General features: G+C 59.4%; 20 protein-coding genes. 12 read left to right on the top strand and 8 right to left on the bottom strand.

Annotated elements, in window-relative coordinates; all coding sequences use genetic code 11:
- From AC1XOS_RS10690 to AC1XOS_RS10680, 3 genes are all read left to right on the top strand, one after another.
- Positions 1-1,979 (top strand): DNA gyrase subunit A (locus tag AC1XOS_RS10690; RefSeq protein ID WP_481962213.1); only part of this gene is annotated, 1,979 nt, incomplete at its 5' end.
- Positions 1,980-2,051: 72 nt separating this feature from the next.
- A complete protein-coding gene (locus AC1XOS_RS10685; protein WP_481962212.1) occupies positions 2,052-2,564 on the top strand; it encodes an adenine phosphoribosyltransferase in 513 nt (170 codons plus the stop codon).
- 1 nt (position 2,565) lies between these two features.
- Positions 2,566-3,327, top strand: a complete 762-nt coding sequence (locus tag AC1XOS_RS10680; RefSeq protein WP_481962211.1) for a Nif3-like dinuclear metal center hexameric protein — start codon at positions 2,566-2,568, stop codon at positions 3,325-3,327.
- Here the strand turns inward: AC1XOS_RS10680 and AC1XOS_RS10675 are convergent.
- Together AC1XOS_RS10675 and AC1XOS_RS10670 are read right to left on the bottom strand one after the other, a co-directional pair.
- Positions 3,314-4,093: a hypothetical protein gene (locus AC1XOS_RS10675; protein WP_481962210.1), complete on the bottom strand. Its 780-nt coding sequence runs from the start codon at positions 4,091-4,093 to the stop codon at positions 3,314-3,316. The genes AC1XOS_RS10680 and AC1XOS_RS10675 overlap by 14 nt on opposite strands.
- 26 nt (positions 4,094-4,119) lie before the next feature.
- Positions 4,120-4,605, bottom strand: coding sequence for a hypothetical protein (locus AC1XOS_RS10670; protein ID WP_481962209.1), 486 nt, complete (start codon positions 4,603-4,605; stop codon positions 4,120-4,122).
- 78 nt (positions 4,606-4,683) lie between these two features.
- On the opposite strand from AC1XOS_RS10670, the gene coaD reads away from it, so the two are divergent.
- Genes coaD through AC1XOS_RS10650 form a run of 4 tightly spaced genes read left to right on the top strand, consistent with a single transcriptional unit; the run spans position 4,684 to position 6,977 of the window.
- A complete protein-coding gene (gene coaD / locus AC1XOS_RS10665; RefSeq protein ID WP_481962208.1) occupies positions 4,684-5,190 on the top strand; it encodes a pantetheine-phosphate adenylyltransferase in 507 nt (168 codons plus the stop codon).
- Positions 5,191-5,204: 14 nt separating this feature from the next.
- A complete protein-coding gene (locus AC1XOS_RS10660) occupies positions 5,205-5,960 on the top strand; it encodes a hypothetical protein (protein ID WP_481962207.1) in 756 nt (251 codons plus the stop codon).
- Positions 5,961-6,002: 42 nt separating this feature from the next.
- Positions 6,003-6,653 (top strand): YceD family protein, encoded by a 651-nt coding sequence (locus AC1XOS_RS10655; protein ID WP_481962206.1) that lies wholly within the window; start codon positions 6,003-6,005, stop codon positions 6,651-6,653.
- Between the two features lie 9 nt (positions 6,654-6,662).
- A complete protein-coding gene (locus tag AC1XOS_RS10650) occupies positions 6,663-6,977 on the top strand; it encodes a hypothetical protein (protein WP_481962205.1) in 315 nt (104 codons plus the stop codon).
- Here the strand turns inward: AC1XOS_RS10650 and recN are convergent.
- Positions 6,974-8,629 carry a DNA repair protein RecN gene (gene recN / locus AC1XOS_RS10645; protein ID WP_481962204.1) on the bottom strand — a complete coding sequence of 552 codons (1,656 nt, stop codon included), beginning with the start codon at positions 8,627-8,629 and terminating at the stop codon, positions 6,974-6,976. The two genes, AC1XOS_RS10650 and recN, sit on opposite strands and share 4 nt — an antisense overlap.
- Before the next feature lie 74 nt (positions 8,630-8,703).
- Between recN and AC1XOS_RS10640 the strand changes: the two genes are divergently transcribed.
- From AC1XOS_RS10640 to AC1XOS_RS10630, 3 genes are all read left to right on the top strand, one after another.
- The gene (locus tag AC1XOS_RS10640) at positions 8,704-9,711 is read left to right on the top strand and encodes a hypothetical protein (protein WP_481962203.1); all 1,008 of its coding nucleotides are present in this window, start codon (positions 8,704-8,706) and stop codon (positions 9,709-9,711) included.
- A 40-nt stretch (positions 9,712-9,751) separates the two neighbouring features.
- Positions 9,752-10,783 (top strand): S1C family serine protease, encoded by a 1,032-nt coding sequence (locus AC1XOS_RS10635; protein ID WP_481962202.1) that lies wholly within the window; start codon positions 9,752-9,754, stop codon positions 10,781-10,783.
- Positions 10,784-10,855: 72 nt separating this feature from the next.
- Positions 10,856-11,626: a hypothetical protein gene (locus AC1XOS_RS10630; protein ID WP_481962201.1), complete on the top strand. Its 771-nt coding sequence runs from the start codon at positions 10,856-10,858 to the stop codon at positions 11,624-11,626.
- On the opposite strand, the gene AC1XOS_RS10625 is transcribed toward AC1XOS_RS10630, so the two are convergent.
- Genes AC1XOS_RS10625 through AC1XOS_RS10605 form a run of 5 tightly spaced genes read right to left on the bottom strand, consistent with a single transcriptional unit; the run spans position 11,623 to position 14,232 of the window.
- A complete protein-coding gene (locus AC1XOS_RS10625) occupies positions 11,623-12,024 on the bottom strand; it encodes an acyl-CoA thioesterase (protein WP_481962200.1) in 402 nt (133 codons plus the stop codon). The genes AC1XOS_RS10630 and AC1XOS_RS10625 overlap by 4 nt on opposite strands.
- A gap of 15 nt (positions 12,025-12,039) precedes the next feature.
- Positions 12,040-12,282, bottom strand: a complete 243-nt coding sequence (locus tag AC1XOS_RS10620; RefSeq protein WP_309713127.1) for a 4Fe-4S dicluster domain-containing protein — start codon at positions 12,280-12,282, stop codon at positions 12,040-12,042.
- Positions 12,283-12,319: 37 nt separating this feature from the next.
- A complete protein-coding gene (locus AC1XOS_RS10615) occupies positions 12,320-12,832 on the bottom strand; it encodes an Hcp family type VI secretion system effector (RefSeq protein WP_481962199.1) in 513 nt (170 codons plus the stop codon).
- Complete coding sequence (locus AC1XOS_RS10610) at positions 12,829-13,512, bottom strand: uracil-DNA glycosylase (RefSeq protein ID WP_481962198.1); 684 nt, start codon at positions 13,510-13,512, stop codon at positions 12,829-12,831. Before AC1XOS_RS10610 ends, AC1XOS_RS10615 begins: the two co-directional genes overlap by 4 nt.
- A gap of 57 nt (positions 13,513-13,569) precedes the next feature.
- Positions 13,570-14,232 (bottom strand): Crp/Fnr family transcriptional regulator, encoded by a 663-nt coding sequence (locus tag AC1XOS_RS10605; RefSeq protein ID WP_481962197.1) that lies wholly within the window; start codon positions 14,230-14,232, stop codon positions 13,570-13,572.
- A 61-nt stretch (positions 14,233-14,293) separates the two neighbouring features.
- On the opposite strand from AC1XOS_RS10605, the gene AC1XOS_RS10600 reads away from it, so the two are divergent.
- Both AC1XOS_RS10600 and AC1XOS_RS10595 read left to right on the top strand, forming a co-directional pair.
- Entirely contained in the window at positions 14,294-14,578 is a 285-nt protein-coding gene (locus AC1XOS_RS10600; RefSeq protein ID WP_481962196.1) for a 4Fe-4S dicluster domain-containing protein, read from the top strand.
- A gap of 110 nt (positions 14,579-14,688) precedes the next feature.
- Positions 14,689-15,419, top strand: a 731-nt coding sequence (locus AC1XOS_RS10595; protein WP_481962195.1) for an amidase family protein, incomplete at its 3' end; no start/stop codon positions are given.

Below are 15,419 nucleotides of genomic sequence, written 5' to 3'. Positions count from 1 at the left end.
CTAACTTAATCTGCAATGGCTCGACGGGGATTGCGGTGGGTATGGCAACCAACATGCCGCCCCACAACCTCACCGAAGTCTGTAACGGGATCACGCATCTCCTAGAGAACCCGGAGGCCACGACGGAAGAGCTGATGGCCTTCATCCCCGGCCCCGACTTCCCCACGGCGGGGCTGATTCTAGGCCAGAAGGGCACCCGCTCGGCCTACGAGACCGGGCGTGGCTCGGTGACCATGCAGGCTAAAGTCCACTTTGAGCAGATGGACAATAATAAGACCGCGATTATTATCACCGAGCTGCCCTACCAGGTGATCAAGAGCAAGCTGATCGAGCAGATTGGTCTGCTCGCCCGTGAGAAAAAAGTCGAGGGAATCACCGCGGTCAACGACTACACCGATAAGAGCGGAATGCGCGTGGTTATCGAGCTACGCCGCGATGTGCTGCCCCAGAAAGTGCTCAACTATCTGTTCAAGCACACGCCGATGCGCCTCAACTTTGGTGTGATCCTGCTCTCGCTTGTGGACAATGGACGTGGCCCGAAGCTGCTGGGGCTCAAGGGGATTCTCCAGGAGTACATTGACCACCGACGGATTATTATCACCCGTCGCACCCGCTTTGAGCTGGCCCGCGCCAAGGCACGCGCCCATATCCTAGAGGGCTACCAGATCGCGGTGCAGAACCTCGACGAGGTGATCGCGATCATCCGCCGCTCACGGAGCACGGAAGTCGCACGCCAGAGCCTGATCGAGCGCTTCAGCTTCACGGGAATCCAGACTGAGGCCATCTTGAGCATGCAGCTCCGTAGCCTGACGGGGCTGGAGCAGGACAAGATCGAGGCGGAGTACAAAGAGATCCTCAAAGAGATCGCACGCCTCGAAGATATTCTCGTGGATCCGCGCCGGGTCAATGCAATGATCAAGGCCGACCTGAAGTACCTCAAAGACAAGTTCGGCGATGCTCGTAAGACGGTGATTGAGAAGACCGAGGCGGAGGAGATCAACCTTGAGGACCTGATCGCCAACGAGGAGATGCTGATCACGATCACCCGTGATGGCTATATCCGTCGTCTGAAAATGGACACCTTCCCGACCCAAGGCCGTGGTGGTAAGGGCCGGATTGCGGGCAAGACGAAAGAAGAAGACGGCTTCGAGCATCTCTTTGTCGCATCAACGCACGACTATATTCTCTTCTTCACCGACCGGGGCCGTGTCTACCGCCTAAAAGCCTTCGAAGTGCCGGAAGCCAGCCGTACGGCGATGGGGATGGCGGTGATCAACCTGATCCAGATCCTCCCCGACGAGCGCATCACGGCGACCGTGCCGATCCGCAACCTCAAGAACGCCGAGGGGTACTTCTTCATGGGAACGGTGCGCGGCGAGATCAAGCGCACTCGTATTGCAGAGTTTGCCAACCTACGCGCCAATGGCCTCGTGACATTCGACATGAACGAGGGCGATCAGCTCAACTGGGTGAAGATGACCGACGGCGAGCAGAATATCGTCCTGACCACGATCAAGGGAATGGCGATTCGCTTTAAAGAGTCCGATGTTCGCGCTAGTGGTCGTGCCTCGGGTGGTGTTCGCGGAATTGTCTTAGACGGTGAAGAAGACCGCGTGGTCGCCATGGACATCGCCTCCGACGACTCCGATCTGCTGGTCGTGGGAGCCAATGGCCTGGGCAAGCGCACGTCGATGGCGGCCTACAAAACCCAGGGACGTGGGGGTAAGGGGCTCAAGACGATGGACATCACGGCGCGCACCGGGCATCTCATCGCCTCCTGCGTCGTCCCGCGTGAGGGCGAGGAAAATCTTCGCCTGATGATCGTCACTGAGCATGGCACCGGAATTCGGGTGAAGGTCAGCGAGATCAAGACTACCCAGAGCCGCTCGACCCAGGGCGTCAAGCTGATCGAGCTACGCGAGGGCGATCTGGTCAAGACGGTAGAGTATCTCGACGCCAGCAAGAAGGCTGAGGACTAGACAAAGGTCTTTTGAACGAAGGCCAGAGGCGTCTGCCTCTGGCCTTTTCTGTTCTTGGTGTAGAATGAAGCCATGAAAGCCGCAACCCTCATTCGTGACATCCCCGATTTTCCGCAACCCGGAATCATGTTCAAAGACATTACCCCCGTTCTGGCCGACCCCGTGGCCTTTGCCGAGGTCATCGCCGCGCTCTCCGAGGACATCAAGCGCCTCAAGCCCGATGTGATTGTGGGGATTGAGTCGCGGGGGTTTCTCTTTGGGGCACCTATCGCCCATGAGCTCGGAGTCGGGTTTGTACCGTTTCGTAAAGTAGGGAAGCTGCCCTACCATACGGTTTCGCAGGAGTACGCACTGGAGTACGGGACGGCGGCGCTGGAGGCCCATGTAGATGCGATCAAGCCCGGTCAGCGCGTGGTCGTTGTGGACGATGTTCTGGCGACCGGCGGGACTGCTGTGGCGGCGGGACAGCTTGTGGAGAAGCTCGGTGGCGCGACCGTGGGGTTTGCTTTCTTTGTGGAGCTGGGCTTTTTAGAGGGCCGTAGCAAGCTGGTAGGACGCGAGATCACGACTCTTTTGAGCTATTAAGATGCTGACAATTCGTGATGCCTTAGTGGCGCTGGATCAGCTCGCCCCGCCCGGGCTTGCGCTGGGAAGTGACCCGCGCGGCCTGCTGATTGGGGATTTCAAAGCGCCGCTGACGGGAATTGTTGCGTGCCTTGATGTGACGCAGCGGGCTGTGGAGACGGCGCAGAAAGTCGGGGCGAGCTTGATAATCGCGCACCACCCGCTGATCTACCAGCCTGCCAAAACACTGCTCGCTTCGGAGCCGCATCCGGGCAGTGTCGTGCTGGCCTGTGCGCGTCATGGGATCGCGGTTGCCTGTGCCCACACCAACTGGGACGTCGCCACAGGCGGGATCAACGATGTCCTAGCGGGGCTTCTGGGACTGACCGAGGTGAAAGTGTTGCGTGTCACCAGCCCCCTCAGTGGCGATGGGATCGGGCGGGTGGGACTCTTGCCGGAGCCACTGACGGCCACAGACTTTCTCAACAAGCTGGGCAATGTTCTAGGGATTGCGCCGCGCACACTGACTCCCACACGGGCGCTGGCCGTCCAGAGTGTCGCGGTCTGTGGCGGGGCAGGAGCGGAGCTGATCACCGAAGCGCTAGGCGCCGGAGCCGATGCACTGGTAACCGGCGACATCCGGCACCACGAGTTTGTCGCCGCCGCTGAGCAGGGGTTCCTGCTGATTGACGCGGGGCACCACGCCACGGAAAACCCCGGCGCATGGGAGCTGGGCAGGCGGCTGGAGCAGGCGCTGGAGGGTGTGCGTGTTACTTTTGTTTGATCGGCAGGTTGGTCACGGGAAGCTCTGCCTGGTAGAGCGCCAAAAGCGGCTCGCCGAGCTCTAAGTCATCGAAGGGCCGAACGACCTGGTGGGTAAGTGTCGCGGCACGAGGGGAGAGTGGTGGGTGCTGCGTGCGAAAGAGACTCTGGCCGTCTTTGGAGAGCCGCGCGGGATGAAGCTGTCTCTCCAGCCGCGTGAGAAACCGCACGGACTCATGCCACGAGCCGATCATGGTTGCCTCAGGAGTCTCCGCGCACTCTGCACGAAGATGGAGCTGGACCGCATGGGTGGTCACTTTTACCCCGAGACGCTCGAAAGTCTGGCGGGCGGGGTCACCGGCGACATAGACACTGAACCGGCTCTCTTCCGCAACCCGACTGAAGGGTAAGAGACTAGTCGCGATAGTCGTGCTGCTAACAAAGTGCTTGATCACCGCGGCGCTGCGCTCGTTCTCGGTGCGGGTCAGCACCTGCAGAGTTGCTTCCTGGTAGTCTTCCCCCAGCTGGCTCGGGAGCGGCGACCAGCGGGCGTTCTCACGGAGGGCAAAGATCACCTGGACAAACCCGACAAGCTGGCCGTCGCTACGGGGCAAGCGCTCCAGCGTGGTGCCCGGCGGAACCAGAGCCTGAAGCTTCTCCATAGGGGCGCTCCAGGTGACGATAAAAAGATCGCGTAGGACAGCGCTGGCCGTGGCGACCTTAAGGGGGGCATGCACAGGGCTTGATTCCTGCGCAAGAAGAGGGGCATCGGCTTCCAGAACACTCATGCCCCTATGATACCGTTTTCACGAATCTATTTCCGGTTGAGCGTCTTCGGGTTAGAAATGGCAATGTCTCCCATTTCCGCCTGCTGTAATATCACGTTGCCTTGGATCGGCTCCGGTGTGCTCTGGATGACGGTAAGGGGCAGGGGGGCGCTCAGGACGGGCTGAGACTCTGGCTGTGGACGAAGAAGCGCGGCGGCGCTTCCGACGGCGGCGGCGACCCCGGCGACGGTCTGTGCGATTCGTTTCTGGCGGATTGCCTTGGTGCCCACGGGGCAGTCTTTGGTCATCACGGTGCCATCGGCGCGGCGATAGAAGCGCACACAGAGGCGGCCCTCAGCGCCCCGGATCAGCGCTTCCGCTTCGGAGGCACTCATTTCGGAGAGGTTGTAGACCTTGTGCTGGCAGCGCTCGCAGGAGCGGACTTGGTCGGTGCCGGGCATGGCGTCCCAGCTTTCATGGCAGGGGGCAGCAACCTGGACGCCGCGCAGAAGAGAGTTCGTGTTTCGTTTCATAGCAATTTGGTTCCTTCTTTTTTATGAAGGGTTCAAATATTGTAAAAAACTCTTAAAATTGCGGTAGAATGGCCTATCGTGAGCCAACCTATCACGGCAGTTTACCCAGGGTCTTTTGACCCAGCAACCAACGGCCACCTTGATATTATCGAGCGTGCCGCAGGAACCTTCGACCGTCTCTTAGTCGCGGTCGGACGAAACTCCAGCAAGAACGTCTTGTTTACGCCGGAAGAGCGCATCGCAACTCTCCGCGAGTGTGTGACGTCGCTACCCAATGTTGAAGTGACGAGCTTCGACGGATTGCTGGTGAACTTTGTTCGTGAGCAAGGCTCTCATGTCATTGTGCGTGGCCTGCGGGCTGTCTCTGACTTTGAGTTTGAGTTCCAGATCGCGCTGGCCAACCGGCAGATGGCACCCGATATTGAGACCTATTTTTTGATGACGAGTGCGGAGTATCTCTATCTCTCGTCTTCGATTGTGAAAGAGATTGCACGCCTGGGTGGCGACATATCCGCGCTAGCACCTGAACCGGTGCAGCGTGCGTTGAAAACCCGATTTCTACGGGAAGGAGCGTTATCCTCATAGATACGCTGAAGTGTTTGGAGCGCCTGGAGGCGCTTATTGATAACTCGACAGTCGTGATGGGCTTCTCACGGTTTAACCATGATGAGTTCTACATGCTTGTACAGAAAGTCCGCGCCTCGTTGCCGGAGGATCTGCGCAAGGCGGGCCTTATCGCCGAGGGAGCAGATCGCGTCCTAGAAAAGGCTGAGTTTGAGGCGCAGGAGCAGCTTCATAATGCCCGCTCTGTTGCGGAGCAGGAGCTGAGCGGTGCCCAGACTAATGCACGGCAGTTTCTGGAGGCAGCCCACGTACAAGCCGATCAGGCGCGTGCTTCGGGGCGACGCGATGCAGAGCAGACCATCGAGCTAGGACGCCAGGAAGCGGCCAAGATTCTCGACGAGGCACGCCGTAAAGCTGAGGCGATGGTTCAGAACACGGTGATCATGGAGCAGGCCAACTCCCAAGCACGCTCGATCACCAGTGGGGCCGAAGCTGATGCCGAGGTGCTCCGCCGGGAAGCCCGTGCCGATGCTGATACCCACCGTACGGAAGCGGAGCGCTATGTTCGTGAGCTACGCGCTGAGGCAGAGCGCTACGCCCAGGAGATGCGCCGCGACTCGGACAACTATGCGCGTGAAGTGCTGGCAACCGTGGAGCAGCAGCTCGATAACCTCGTGATGGGCGTGGAGCAGAAGATCGGCGGTTTACGCAGTCAGGTGCAGCGCGGCCGTCAGCTTCTGGAGCGCACCACCCAGGAAAATGAGCGTCTGGCCAGCGCCGTTCGCCGCTAAAGTTTAGCATGTCGGTGCTTGGGGGCGATAAGATGAGTGCGTATGTCTAGATTTGCGTATCATATTGACGATGACCCAGGCGAAGGCGGAGTCGTCTCGGCGGACCCTAAGGGCAGTAAGCCCCATGCTCGTGGAGGAAATGGCCTGGCGATTGGGGTGCCAGGCCCCACCGAACTTCTCCTTGATATTGGCACCCTGGCAAGGACGCCCGGGATGCGCTACACCCACCGTTTTGATATTCCTGCGGGAGCGATTGACGATTTAGGAGCCGTGACCCCCGTTACGGGAACTCTCGTCTTGAATAATACCGGAGCCGCTTTGTTGCTTAACGGAAGTGTCACCGCTACCCTGGAGATGGAGTGCACTCGCTGCCTCAGCCCGACCCAGCAGCAGGTGGAGACTGAGATTGAGGAGTCCCTGGACCTGATCCCCGAGAACACGGCCTATGCTCAAGGCGAGGTGAAGATCGTGGATGAGAACGTCGAGGCTTCGGTAGTGGATGGAAATATTCTCAATGTCGGGGACTTGCTGCGTCAGAACCTGCTGCTTGCCGCCCCGCTTCAGCCGCTGTGTGCCGGGGGGTGCTCCAACGGCGTCTCCGTGCCCGAAGAGGAGCTAGAAGCCGTCGTGGTTACCTCGACCCCTTTATCTGCTCTGGGCGATCTGTGGGCCAAGCGTAGCCAGAAAGGATAGGGGAGGGGAGTGGCCGCTTTCTGGATCGCTCTGATTCCCGTGCTCCTGATCGGTATCTTAATGGTCGAGCTACTTCTGATCCATGCGCCGCGTCGCGGAAAGCGTCCCGATATTAAGAGTCGCCCGCTCCCCCCGCGCCGCATCGTGCGTGTCGTCACTCCCAGCGGCGATATTCTCACGGGAGAGCCCGAGCGCATCGTCGCGTCTCTGGCCCGTCAAGGTTTCTTCGGAGCCAGCGCCGACCCCGACCCCACGGAAGCCTGGCGCTTGCTCGATAGCTGGCGTGCCGTCGGGCGAATCCAGCTTCTAATCGAGTGGAACTAGAGCTTTCCTAGCATCTCGCGGGCGTGGGCGAGAACCGTCTCGGAGCCGTTACCGCCTAGCATGCGCGCAAGCTCCTGCACGCGGGACTCGCCGTCTAAGGCGACTACGCTGACCGTGGTGCGGCCTTTTTCGGTGCGCTTTTCAATAAAGAAGTGGGCATCGCCACGGGCCGCGATCTGGGGAAGATGGGTGATGCAGAGGGTCTGGGCGGACTTTCCGAGTGTGTGAAGCTTCTCGGCAAGGGTCGTGGCGGTTCGTCCTCCGATGCCCGTGTCAATCTCATCAAAGACTAGAGTTGGCGGAGCGACATGCTTACTCATGACGGACTTCAGCGCGAGCATGACGCGAGATAGCTCTCCTCCCGAGGCGATCTTAGCGAGCGGCTTGAGCGGCTCGCCGGGGTTGGGAGAGATCAGAAACTCTAAGGCATCCGCACCGCCAGGGCCGGGCTCGCGTGGCTCAATTGAGACGGCAAACCGGGTGGCCGCCATCGCGAGGTCTTTTAGCTCATTCTGAATCCCTTTGGCAAAGGGCTCAGCGGCTTTCTTGCGGGCCTTGGTCAGCACCGCGGCGCGTTTCTCCACCTCCGCAAAGGCGGCTTTCTCCAGCGCTTCCAGCTCTGCCAGGCGCTCCTCGGCGTTTTCGAGAGTGCTCAGCTTCTGCCCGATTTCCTCGCGGTAGCGGAGAATATCGGCGGTACTCTCCCCGTACTTGCGCTTGAGGCTCTTGAGCGTGTCGAGGCGATCTTCGATTTGGGTGAGGCGATTCGGGTTGAACTCGACGGAGTCTCGGTAGCTCCGCACTTCTCGCATGGCATCATCAGCGGCGTAGAGGGCGCTATTAAGCGACTCTAGAATACTGGAGAGTCCCTCATCGAATTTTTGCGCCCGCTCGATCTCTCGGACGGCCTGCGAGAGCCCGTCTAGCGCACCGCCTTGCAGGGCACCGTACGCCGCCGATGATGCTGCATGAAGACGCTCGGCGCTCCCAAGGCGCAGTTTCTCGGCCAAGAGCTCGTCGTCTTCTCCAGGAATAAGAGCCGCCACATCTATCTCATCGCGCTGGTAGGAGTACAGATCGAGATTACGGGCACGCTCACGGGCCTCACGCAGAAGCGCCTCACGCTCGTCACGGGCAGCGGCATAGCTATCCCAGGCTGCTGCGACCGATGCTCTTAGTACTTCCGTCTCCGGGCCGCACCAGGCATCGAGCAGCTCCACATGGCGCTCCACCACCATCAGCGACTGGTGCTCGTGCTGGCCATGGATGTCCACTAGCGCATCCCCGATGACCTTGAGGGTCGCCACGGTCACGGTGCGCCCATTGATCCGAGCATTGCTCTTTCCCGTGGCGCTCAGCTCCCGCGAGAGAATCAGCAGACCGTCTTCAGGCTCGATTCCCGTGGTTTCCAGAGCCGGTGTGAGGCGCGGGTCGCCAGCCGTCATCGTGAAGACCGCCTCGACGCGGGCTTTATCGGCACCGTGGCGCACCGAGTCGGCGCTCGTGCGCTCCCCAAGCACCATCCCGAGTGCATCAAGCAAGATAGACTTGCCCGCACCGGTCTCTCCGGTGAGCAAGTTCAGTCCGGCTCCAAAGCGAAGCCGCACCCGCTCGACCAGAGCAAAGTTTTCGACAGAGAGTTCCGTGAGCATAGTGACGCGAAAGAATTATACCGCCAGAGACTCCCCACTGGGGCGCTAAATCGGAAAGGGGATTATAATACTCCGTGAGTTTTGACTGGCTGGGGCAAGAGGGGGCGGAGCGGGAGATCGCGGTCTCGACACGGGCGAGGCTGGCACGAAATCTGGCAGAGTTTCCGTTTCCCCACCGGGCAACGATAACAGAGCGTAAGCGGGTGGCGCAGCTTGTGCGGGAGGCAGCAAAGGCGGGGGAGCTGGCCCTGCTTAAGCCTTATGAGCTGGAAAAACTGGAGAAAAACCAGCGCCTAGCCTTAGTGGCAGCGCAGCGCATCTCCCCCGTGATGGCGGATGGTACGCCAGGCCGCTGGGCACTGCTGGCCACAGATGGCTCGTTCTCGATTCTCGTCAATGAAGAGGATCATCTGCGCCTCCAAGCTCTTGCGCCCGGCTGTGAGCCACAAAAAGTCTTTGAGCGGGTAAGCGCGGCGGAGCGGCTTCTGGCGCGCGGACTGGAGCTGGCCTGGGACGATCGCTTGGGATTCTTGACGACCTCGCTGGCCAATGTCGGAACGGGACTGCGGCTCTCGGTCTTGCTGCACTTGCCTGCTCTGACACTCCTCAAAGAGCTAGAGCCCCAGAAAGAGGCGGTCTGCCTGCTCGGTGGGACGATCCGTGGTGTGCATGGTGAGGGCTCTCTTCCCACCGGCGCACTCTACCAGATCAGCCACGAGATCACCTACCGCCCTGAGAACGACCCCTTGCTCTTTGTCCGTAGTGTTCAAGGGGCGGCGCAAGTGCTCATTGCCGCTGAGCAGTCTGCCCGTGAGCGGCTTCTGGTGCGTCACCCCTACAGCCTGCGCACGAGCTGGGAGCAGGCCGCTGAGCGGATTTGTGAGGCAGAGCTACTCGACGAGAGTGAGGCACTGGAGCTTCTCTCCCACCGGCGACTCGCAGGCGTACTTGCCCTCACGGAGCCTCTTGCGCCTACGGAGTTTGCGGAGGCACTTTTAGAGCTGGGCAGTGGCAGTGGCTCCCGGCTAGGGCTGGCCCGCGCGGCGCTTCTACGACGCTACTTACCGTCGTCACTGCGCTGACAATGGGAATTTTTTTCGCTTCTCACTCGTATAAATAGGCATGAGAGAGTTTGCAAAAAAACTGGCCACTTTTGGCGTTTGCTCCCTTGGCCTTGGAGCGGGATTTGGGGCAGGACTGGGCTTTTGGGGAGGGAAGACTTCGTTCTCAGCTCCCGTGAAAGCACAAGCCGCTGTGGCAAAGAGCACCGATGAACAAAATGTTATTCGGGTTGTGAAGTCCGTCTCGCCTGCTGTGGTGCTGATCCAGACGGAGAGTGGCTTGGGCACCGGCGTGGTCATAGACGGCAAGCAGGGGCTGATCTTGACGAACGCCCACGTGGTGGGGCGGAGCACGAGAGTAGGGGTGCGCTTCAAGAGTACCACCGAGCTGACGGGCCGTGTGCTGGGGGCGTTCCGTGAGATTGATATCGCGGTGGTAAAGGTCTCGTCGCCTAAGCCGCTCCCTGCTGCGCCGCTCGGAGACTCGGATCGGCTGGAAGTGGGACAGACCACGATTGCGATTGGCAACCCGCTCGGGCTGGAGCAGACCGTCACCACAGGGATCGTCTCCGCAACCAACCGTCGGCTGAGTGAGCGCCAGGAGCAGGGCTTTATCCAGACCGATGCGGCGATCAACCCAGGGAACTCTGGCGGGCCACTGCTTGACTCTCAGGGACGGGTGATTGGTATCAATACGGCGGTGTTACGTGCGGATAGCGCGGAGGGGCTCGGGCTGGCGATTCCCATTAAAGTGGCGCAGAGCTACGCCCAGAAGATTATTGCGGGAGCGGATGTGCGCCGAACCTACCTCGGAATTGAGTACGTGGGACTGACGGAGCAAGTGGCCCGTACCTACCAGCTTCCTGTCTCCCGTGGCGTTGTCATTGCAAGACTTGATCCCAGTGGCCCTGCGGCCCAGGCAGGGCTACGGCCGGGTGACATTCTGACCAAGCTTGGCAGCTCTCCGATCAATACAGATCTCGATCTGCAGCGCCTTCTGCGTGGCAAGAGTCCGGGCGATCCGATTCTCTTTACGGCACTGCGAGGAGGGCGCACCCTGACCATCAAAGCCCGGCTTGGCGAGGCACGCTAGGGGGGAACCTAGTAACTTACTCAGTGTCTTCTTCGACTAGAGCCACCAAAGATAAACCCTGGAGGAACTTCAATGCAGGTTCGCAATAGATTTATGGTGGCTCTGGTGCTAGCTGGAGGTGTGGTCACGATGCCCGCTTTGGCAGATAACAAGCCCGCCAAGAGTGCGATGGAGGGCTATCAGAGTGCGTGGCAGCTCTGGAGCAAGGGCGATAGTGTTCAGGCAGAGAAGGCTCTTCAGAAGCTCGTCGTGCAGTTTCCTCAGGACAGCCATCTGGGACTATTTTTGGCAGCAAACATGGCTGCACATGCTTCTGAAGCTGAGGCTGAGACCTACTTTTCTCGCGTGATTGAGCTTGGAGTAAAGTCTGCGAAGCCTTCCCCTGATGCCCTCGCCGCGCAGCACTTTCTTCACCTGGGTGATCCCGATAGCGCCAACGAAGCGTTCTCGAGCCTGGGAGCACTCGCTCAGAAAAATAGGCAGAACCCGGTCTTTGTGTGGCTCTATGCTCAAGCGGCAGAGCGAATGCAGAAGCCCGAACTCGCGGAGCAGGCATTTAAGGCTCTTATCAAGAGCACGAAGTCTGCTCCTGCTGTGGTGCGCCAGGGCTATGCAGATGCGCTGGAAGCACAAGGGAAACACTTTTTCGCTCTGGAGCACCGGCTCAAGATCACATCCGCGGAGTCTACACCTGCCACACTCCACGCCCTGAGTGGCAACCTGAAGAACCTTGATCGCTTTACGGAGGCCGCCTCGGTGGCGGCACTGCAAGGCGCAAGTACACTGCTTGTGAAAGAAGCGCAGAAGCGTGCGCGTGCGGCGGAGCTGGCGGGCAACAACTAGCTTGTCTTTGGGGCGAAGGCACTCTTAAAGGGCTCTGGGGTTCGGATAGGGCGACCTGTGGTGGCACTGAGAAAGGCACCACGGGTCTCCCCTTCGGCAATCAGGGTACCATTGCGGGTGACTTTGTAGGTAAACAGAGCCGTCGCCGGGCCAGCGCTCTCGATCTCCCCCGTGATCAGTAGCTCGTCGCCATAACGCGCAGAAGAGACGTAGCGCACCCTTGCTTCGGTGATCACAAACAGGGTTTGGGTGCGGGCAAAGTCATCGAAAGAAAGGCCGAGCTGAAGGAGATACTCCGAGCGAGCCTCTTCAAAGTACTGAAGATAGACCGCATTGTTGACATGCCCGAACGAGTCTAGCTCATACGTCCGAACCCGAATTCGGGCAGTCAGCGGCATCGAAGTAAGTTGCGACTACTTTTTGTAGTAGTCGGCGTTTAGCTGGATGAAGCTCGACCATTTTTCAGGCACTTCGTCATCCATGAAGATGGCGTCTACCGGACACTCCGGCTCGCAGAGGCCACAGTCAATACACTCAGTCGGGTCAATGAAGAGCTGGTTGTCGTCGTCGCCACCATGAATGCAGTCTACCGGGCAGACCGCAACACAGGACTTGTCTTTTACGCCGACGCAGGGCTCGGCAATCACGTAAGGCATGGCCAATTCTACCCTGCTCGCTCTCTCTCCGCAACGCTTACTTCTTAATCTGGTAGGTAATTCCGCCTTCGTTGTAGGTCCAAGTGAGATCCGAAAAACTCAGAGTCACCTCTTCAAGAGGTGGCTGTTTATCTTCATTGTTGCTGAGTATCTTGACGGAGAGCACGCGTCCCACTTTGCCATCAATCGTGTAGAACTGCTCTTCGGAGCCAACGCCGGTTGCGGCTTTTATCTGTGGTCGCCAGAACCTAAAACGTGCCTCGAGGGACTGATTCTCCGCGAGAGCTTGAATCAAAAGAGGGCTACTCTTATCGATCCGCTTTCGGATCACAATTGTCATCGTCTCTGCGTTGGCTCCTGAGCGCACACTAATCGCCTGCTCAAAGCTAAGGCAGGCAATCGTTCCCTCGCGGCCTTTTTGGGTCACATCGCCTTTGATCTGCCCAAACTTTATGCCTTTGAGCTCCAAAAAGATCATATCGGCGGCGCGACAAGGAATGGCAAGTGCCAGAAGCACAGCTGCTTGAGCGAAGATAAGACGTCGGTTCATAGGCTCCAGTTTATCGCATCACGTCCGGCGGCTTTTAGTGCGGCATTTGTCTTGGAAAAGGGCTTGCTGCCAAAAAAACCGGTGCTAGCGGAGAGCGGTGAGGGGTGTGCTGACTTGAGGACCGTGTGCTTGCTAGAGTCAATCAGCGCCTCTTTTTTCTGGGCGGGCTTGCCCCAGAGGATAAAGACCACCGGCTCGACGCTGGCATCGCTGACGGCTCGGATCACGGCATCGGTGAACTTCTCCCAGCCGCGTTTCTGGTGCGAGTTGGCCTCGCCCTCCCGAACCGTGAGCACGGTATTGAGCAGCAGAACTCCCTGTTTGGCCCAGGGAATCAGGCTCCCGCTGGCGGGCTTGCCGATTCCTAGATCGCTCTCCAATTCTTTCACGATATTGCGCAGCGACGCCGGCAGCGGCTTGACCGTCGGCTGAACCGAGAACGCGAGCCCGTGCGCGTGGCCACGGGTCGGGTAGGGGTCTTGGCCCAGAATAAAGACCTTCACGTCGGCAAGCGCGGTGAACTTCAGGGCATTGAGAACCTCATCCTCGGCAGGAAAGACCGCGCCAGGATGGGCAGTACGCTCAGCGGCGACAAACTCGGTGAGGGCGGTAAAGTACGGAGCAGCAAACTCGGCGCTGAGAGCGGCCTGCCAGTCGGGGGCAAGGAGTGTGGTATCCATGCCCCTTATACTACCTAAAAGCTTGATGAGACGGAAACAGGGCTTAACGTCATGTTTTTAATGTCCTGATGCTATTTTTTCCAGCGCTTCTCGGTTCACAATGGCAATCGTGCGGCCCGTAAGCGCGATGTGCCCCAGATCGGCGAGCTGGTGGAGGGTGCGGCAGATGACTTCTCGGACGGTTCCCACTTGAGCGGCGATGCTCTCGTTGGTCTCGGGCAGTGAGAACGTCGCGCTATTTTGGGCGAGCAGGTAGGCGGCAAGCCTTGCGCGGACGGTGTGGAGTGCTTGGGCTTTGAGCATCTCTAGGAGCTTGCGCTGCTGGATCGCGAGGCTACGCAGAGCCGCACGTGCTAGCTCGGGATAGTTGGTAAGAATGCTCTCGAAAGCGGGCCGTGGGACGCGGAAAATGCGGGTGTTTTCGGTGAGGGCGCTTGCCTGTGTCGGATGATTCCCGCCGTCGAAAAGAGGCAGCTCCGCGACACTGGAGCCGGGTTTATGGATCGCCAGGATTAGCTCGCGGCCTCGTGCATCGAGCTTGCTCTCCTTCAGGCTCCCCTCCAGAACGACCAGCAACCCAAGCGAGGGCGTGGCCTCCAGAAACAGTAGCTCGCCTTCGGTAAGTGTTTGGGTATGGCCAGACATTGCCAGCGCCCGTCGTGCCGCCTCGGGCGCCTCTTTCAGGAATCCCACACGCCGCAGGGCATCGTCACGGGTCATAGAGTCCATTCTATGACAAAAGTCACGGACAGTGCTAGCAAGGCGACGGTAGCCTGAGGTCATGAAAAATCAGCTCTTCTATGTCATTGCCGATCCCTGTATTGGGGTCAAAGATAAGTCCTGTGTGGCCGCCTGCCCGGTGGACTGCATTCATGGCGGCGAGGGCGATGATCCCCAGCTCTACATCAACCCTGACGAGTGCATCCACTGCGGCCTCTGCGAGACCGAGTGCCCGGTTGGGGCGATCTTTTCTGTGGACGATGTGCCCGAAAAATGGAAGGCGGCTATCGAACGCAACGCGGATTTCTTTATCCCCCCGGTTGGAGCGGGGGGACTAGAGAGCTAAAGCTACAAAGCCCGTTCCGGGCATAAAACCCGGATGGCCGGAACGGCCTTTGTAGCCACAGGCTCTCCAGCACCGCCCCTCTAACGGGCGGTGTCAGGTAAAATCTTCGTATGTCATCGTTTGAACTTGAAGAAATGTCTCTCTCCCAGCTCCGTCAGGCGCTGAAGGCCAATCGTTACACCGAGCCGCAGCTCGTTCAGCTCTACCAAGCGCGGGTGATGGAGTGGAACCCAAAGCTCAAGGCGGTGATTGAGCTGAATCCGGATGCCTCCAAAGAGGCCGAGCGCTTGCAGCTTCTGCGGGCATCAGGCAAGCCCTTGGGGCCGCTGCACGGAATACCGATCCTGATCAAGGACAATATTGCCACGCTCGACAAGATGCAGACCACGGCGGGCTCTCTGGCGCTGGTGGGGGCAAAAGTCAAAGCCGATGCGCCGATTGTCACCGCGCTCCGAAAAGCGGGGGCGGTGATTTTAGGCAAGACCAATCTGAGCGAGTGGGCAAATATGCGCTCGACGCACTCATCGAGTGGCTGGAGTGGGCGCGGTGGACAGACCCGCAACCCCTATGCCCTAGACCGCTCGCCCTCGGGGTCGAGCTCGGGCACAGGGTCGGCGATTGCGGCCAGCTTTGCGGCGGCGGGAATCGGCACTGAGACCGATGGCTCCATTCTCTCGCCGTCGGCGGCGTGTGGTCTGGTGGGGCTGAAGCCTACCGTCGGGCTACTCTCCGGCAAGGGAATTATTCCGATCTCTGCCACACAAGACACCGCAGGGCCGATGGCTCGAACCGTCTTTGATGTCGCGATCCTTCTGGGGGCACTGACGGGAAAAGACTACAG

The sequence above is a fragment of the Armatimonas sp. genome (assembly GCF_964826245.1).
The sequence above is the reverse complement of the archived record's forward strand: the minus strand, read 5'-3'. Positions and strand labels throughout refer to the sequence as shown.

Coding starts and splice junctions, on each gene's coding strand:
- AC1XOS_RS10685 (WP_481962212.1), top strand. CDS start 2,052: ATGAAAGCCGCAACCCTCATTCGTGACATCCCCGATTTTCCGCAACCC.
- AC1XOS_RS10680 (WP_481962211.1), top strand. CDS start 2,566: ATGCTGACAATTCGTGATGCCTTAGTGGCGCTGGATCAGCTCGCCCCG.
- AC1XOS_RS10675 (WP_481962210.1), bottom strand. CDS start 4,093: ATGAGTGTTCTGGAAGCCGATGCCCCTCTTCTTGCGCAGGAATCAAGC.
- AC1XOS_RS10670 (WP_481962209.1), bottom strand. CDS start 4,605: ATGAAACGAAACACGAACTCTCTTCTGCGCGGCGTCCAGGTTGCTGCC.
- AC1XOS_RS10655 (WP_481962206.1), top strand. CDS start 6,003: ATGTCTAGATTTGCGTATCATATTGACGATGACCCAGGCGAAGGCGGA.
- recN (WP_481962204.1), bottom strand. CDS start 8,629: ATGCTCACGGAACTCTCTGTCGAAAACTTTGCTCTGGTCGAGCGGGTG.
- AC1XOS_RS10635 (WP_481962202.1), top strand. CDS start 9,752: ATGAGAGAGTTTGCAAAAAAACTGGCCACTTTTGGCGTTTGCTCCCTT.
- AC1XOS_RS10630 (WP_481962201.1), top strand. CDS start 10,856: ATGCAGGTTCGCAATAGATTTATGGTGGCTCTGGTGCTAGCTGGAGGT.
- AC1XOS_RS10625 (WP_481962200.1), bottom strand. CDS start 12,024: ATGCCGCTGACTGCCCGAATTCGGGTTCGGACGTATGAGCTAGACTCG.
- AC1XOS_RS10620 (WP_309713127.1), bottom strand. CDS start 12,282: ATGCCTTACGTGATTGCCGAGCCCTGCGTCGGCGTAAAAGACAAGTCC.
- AC1XOS_RS10615 (WP_481962199.1), bottom strand. CDS start 12,832: ATGAACCGACGTCTTATCTTCGCTCAAGCAGCTGTGCTTCTGGCACTT.
- AC1XOS_RS10610 (WP_481962198.1), bottom strand. CDS start 13,512: ATGGATACCACACTCCTTGCCCCCGACTGGCAGGCCGCTCTCAGCGCC.
- AC1XOS_RS10605 (WP_481962197.1), bottom strand. CDS start 14,232: ATGACCCGTGACGATGCCCTGCGGCGTGTGGGATTCCTGAAAGAGGCG.
- AC1XOS_RS10600 (WP_481962196.1), top strand. CDS start 14,294: ATGAAAAATCAGCTCTTCTATGTCATTGCCGATCCCTGTATTGGGGTC.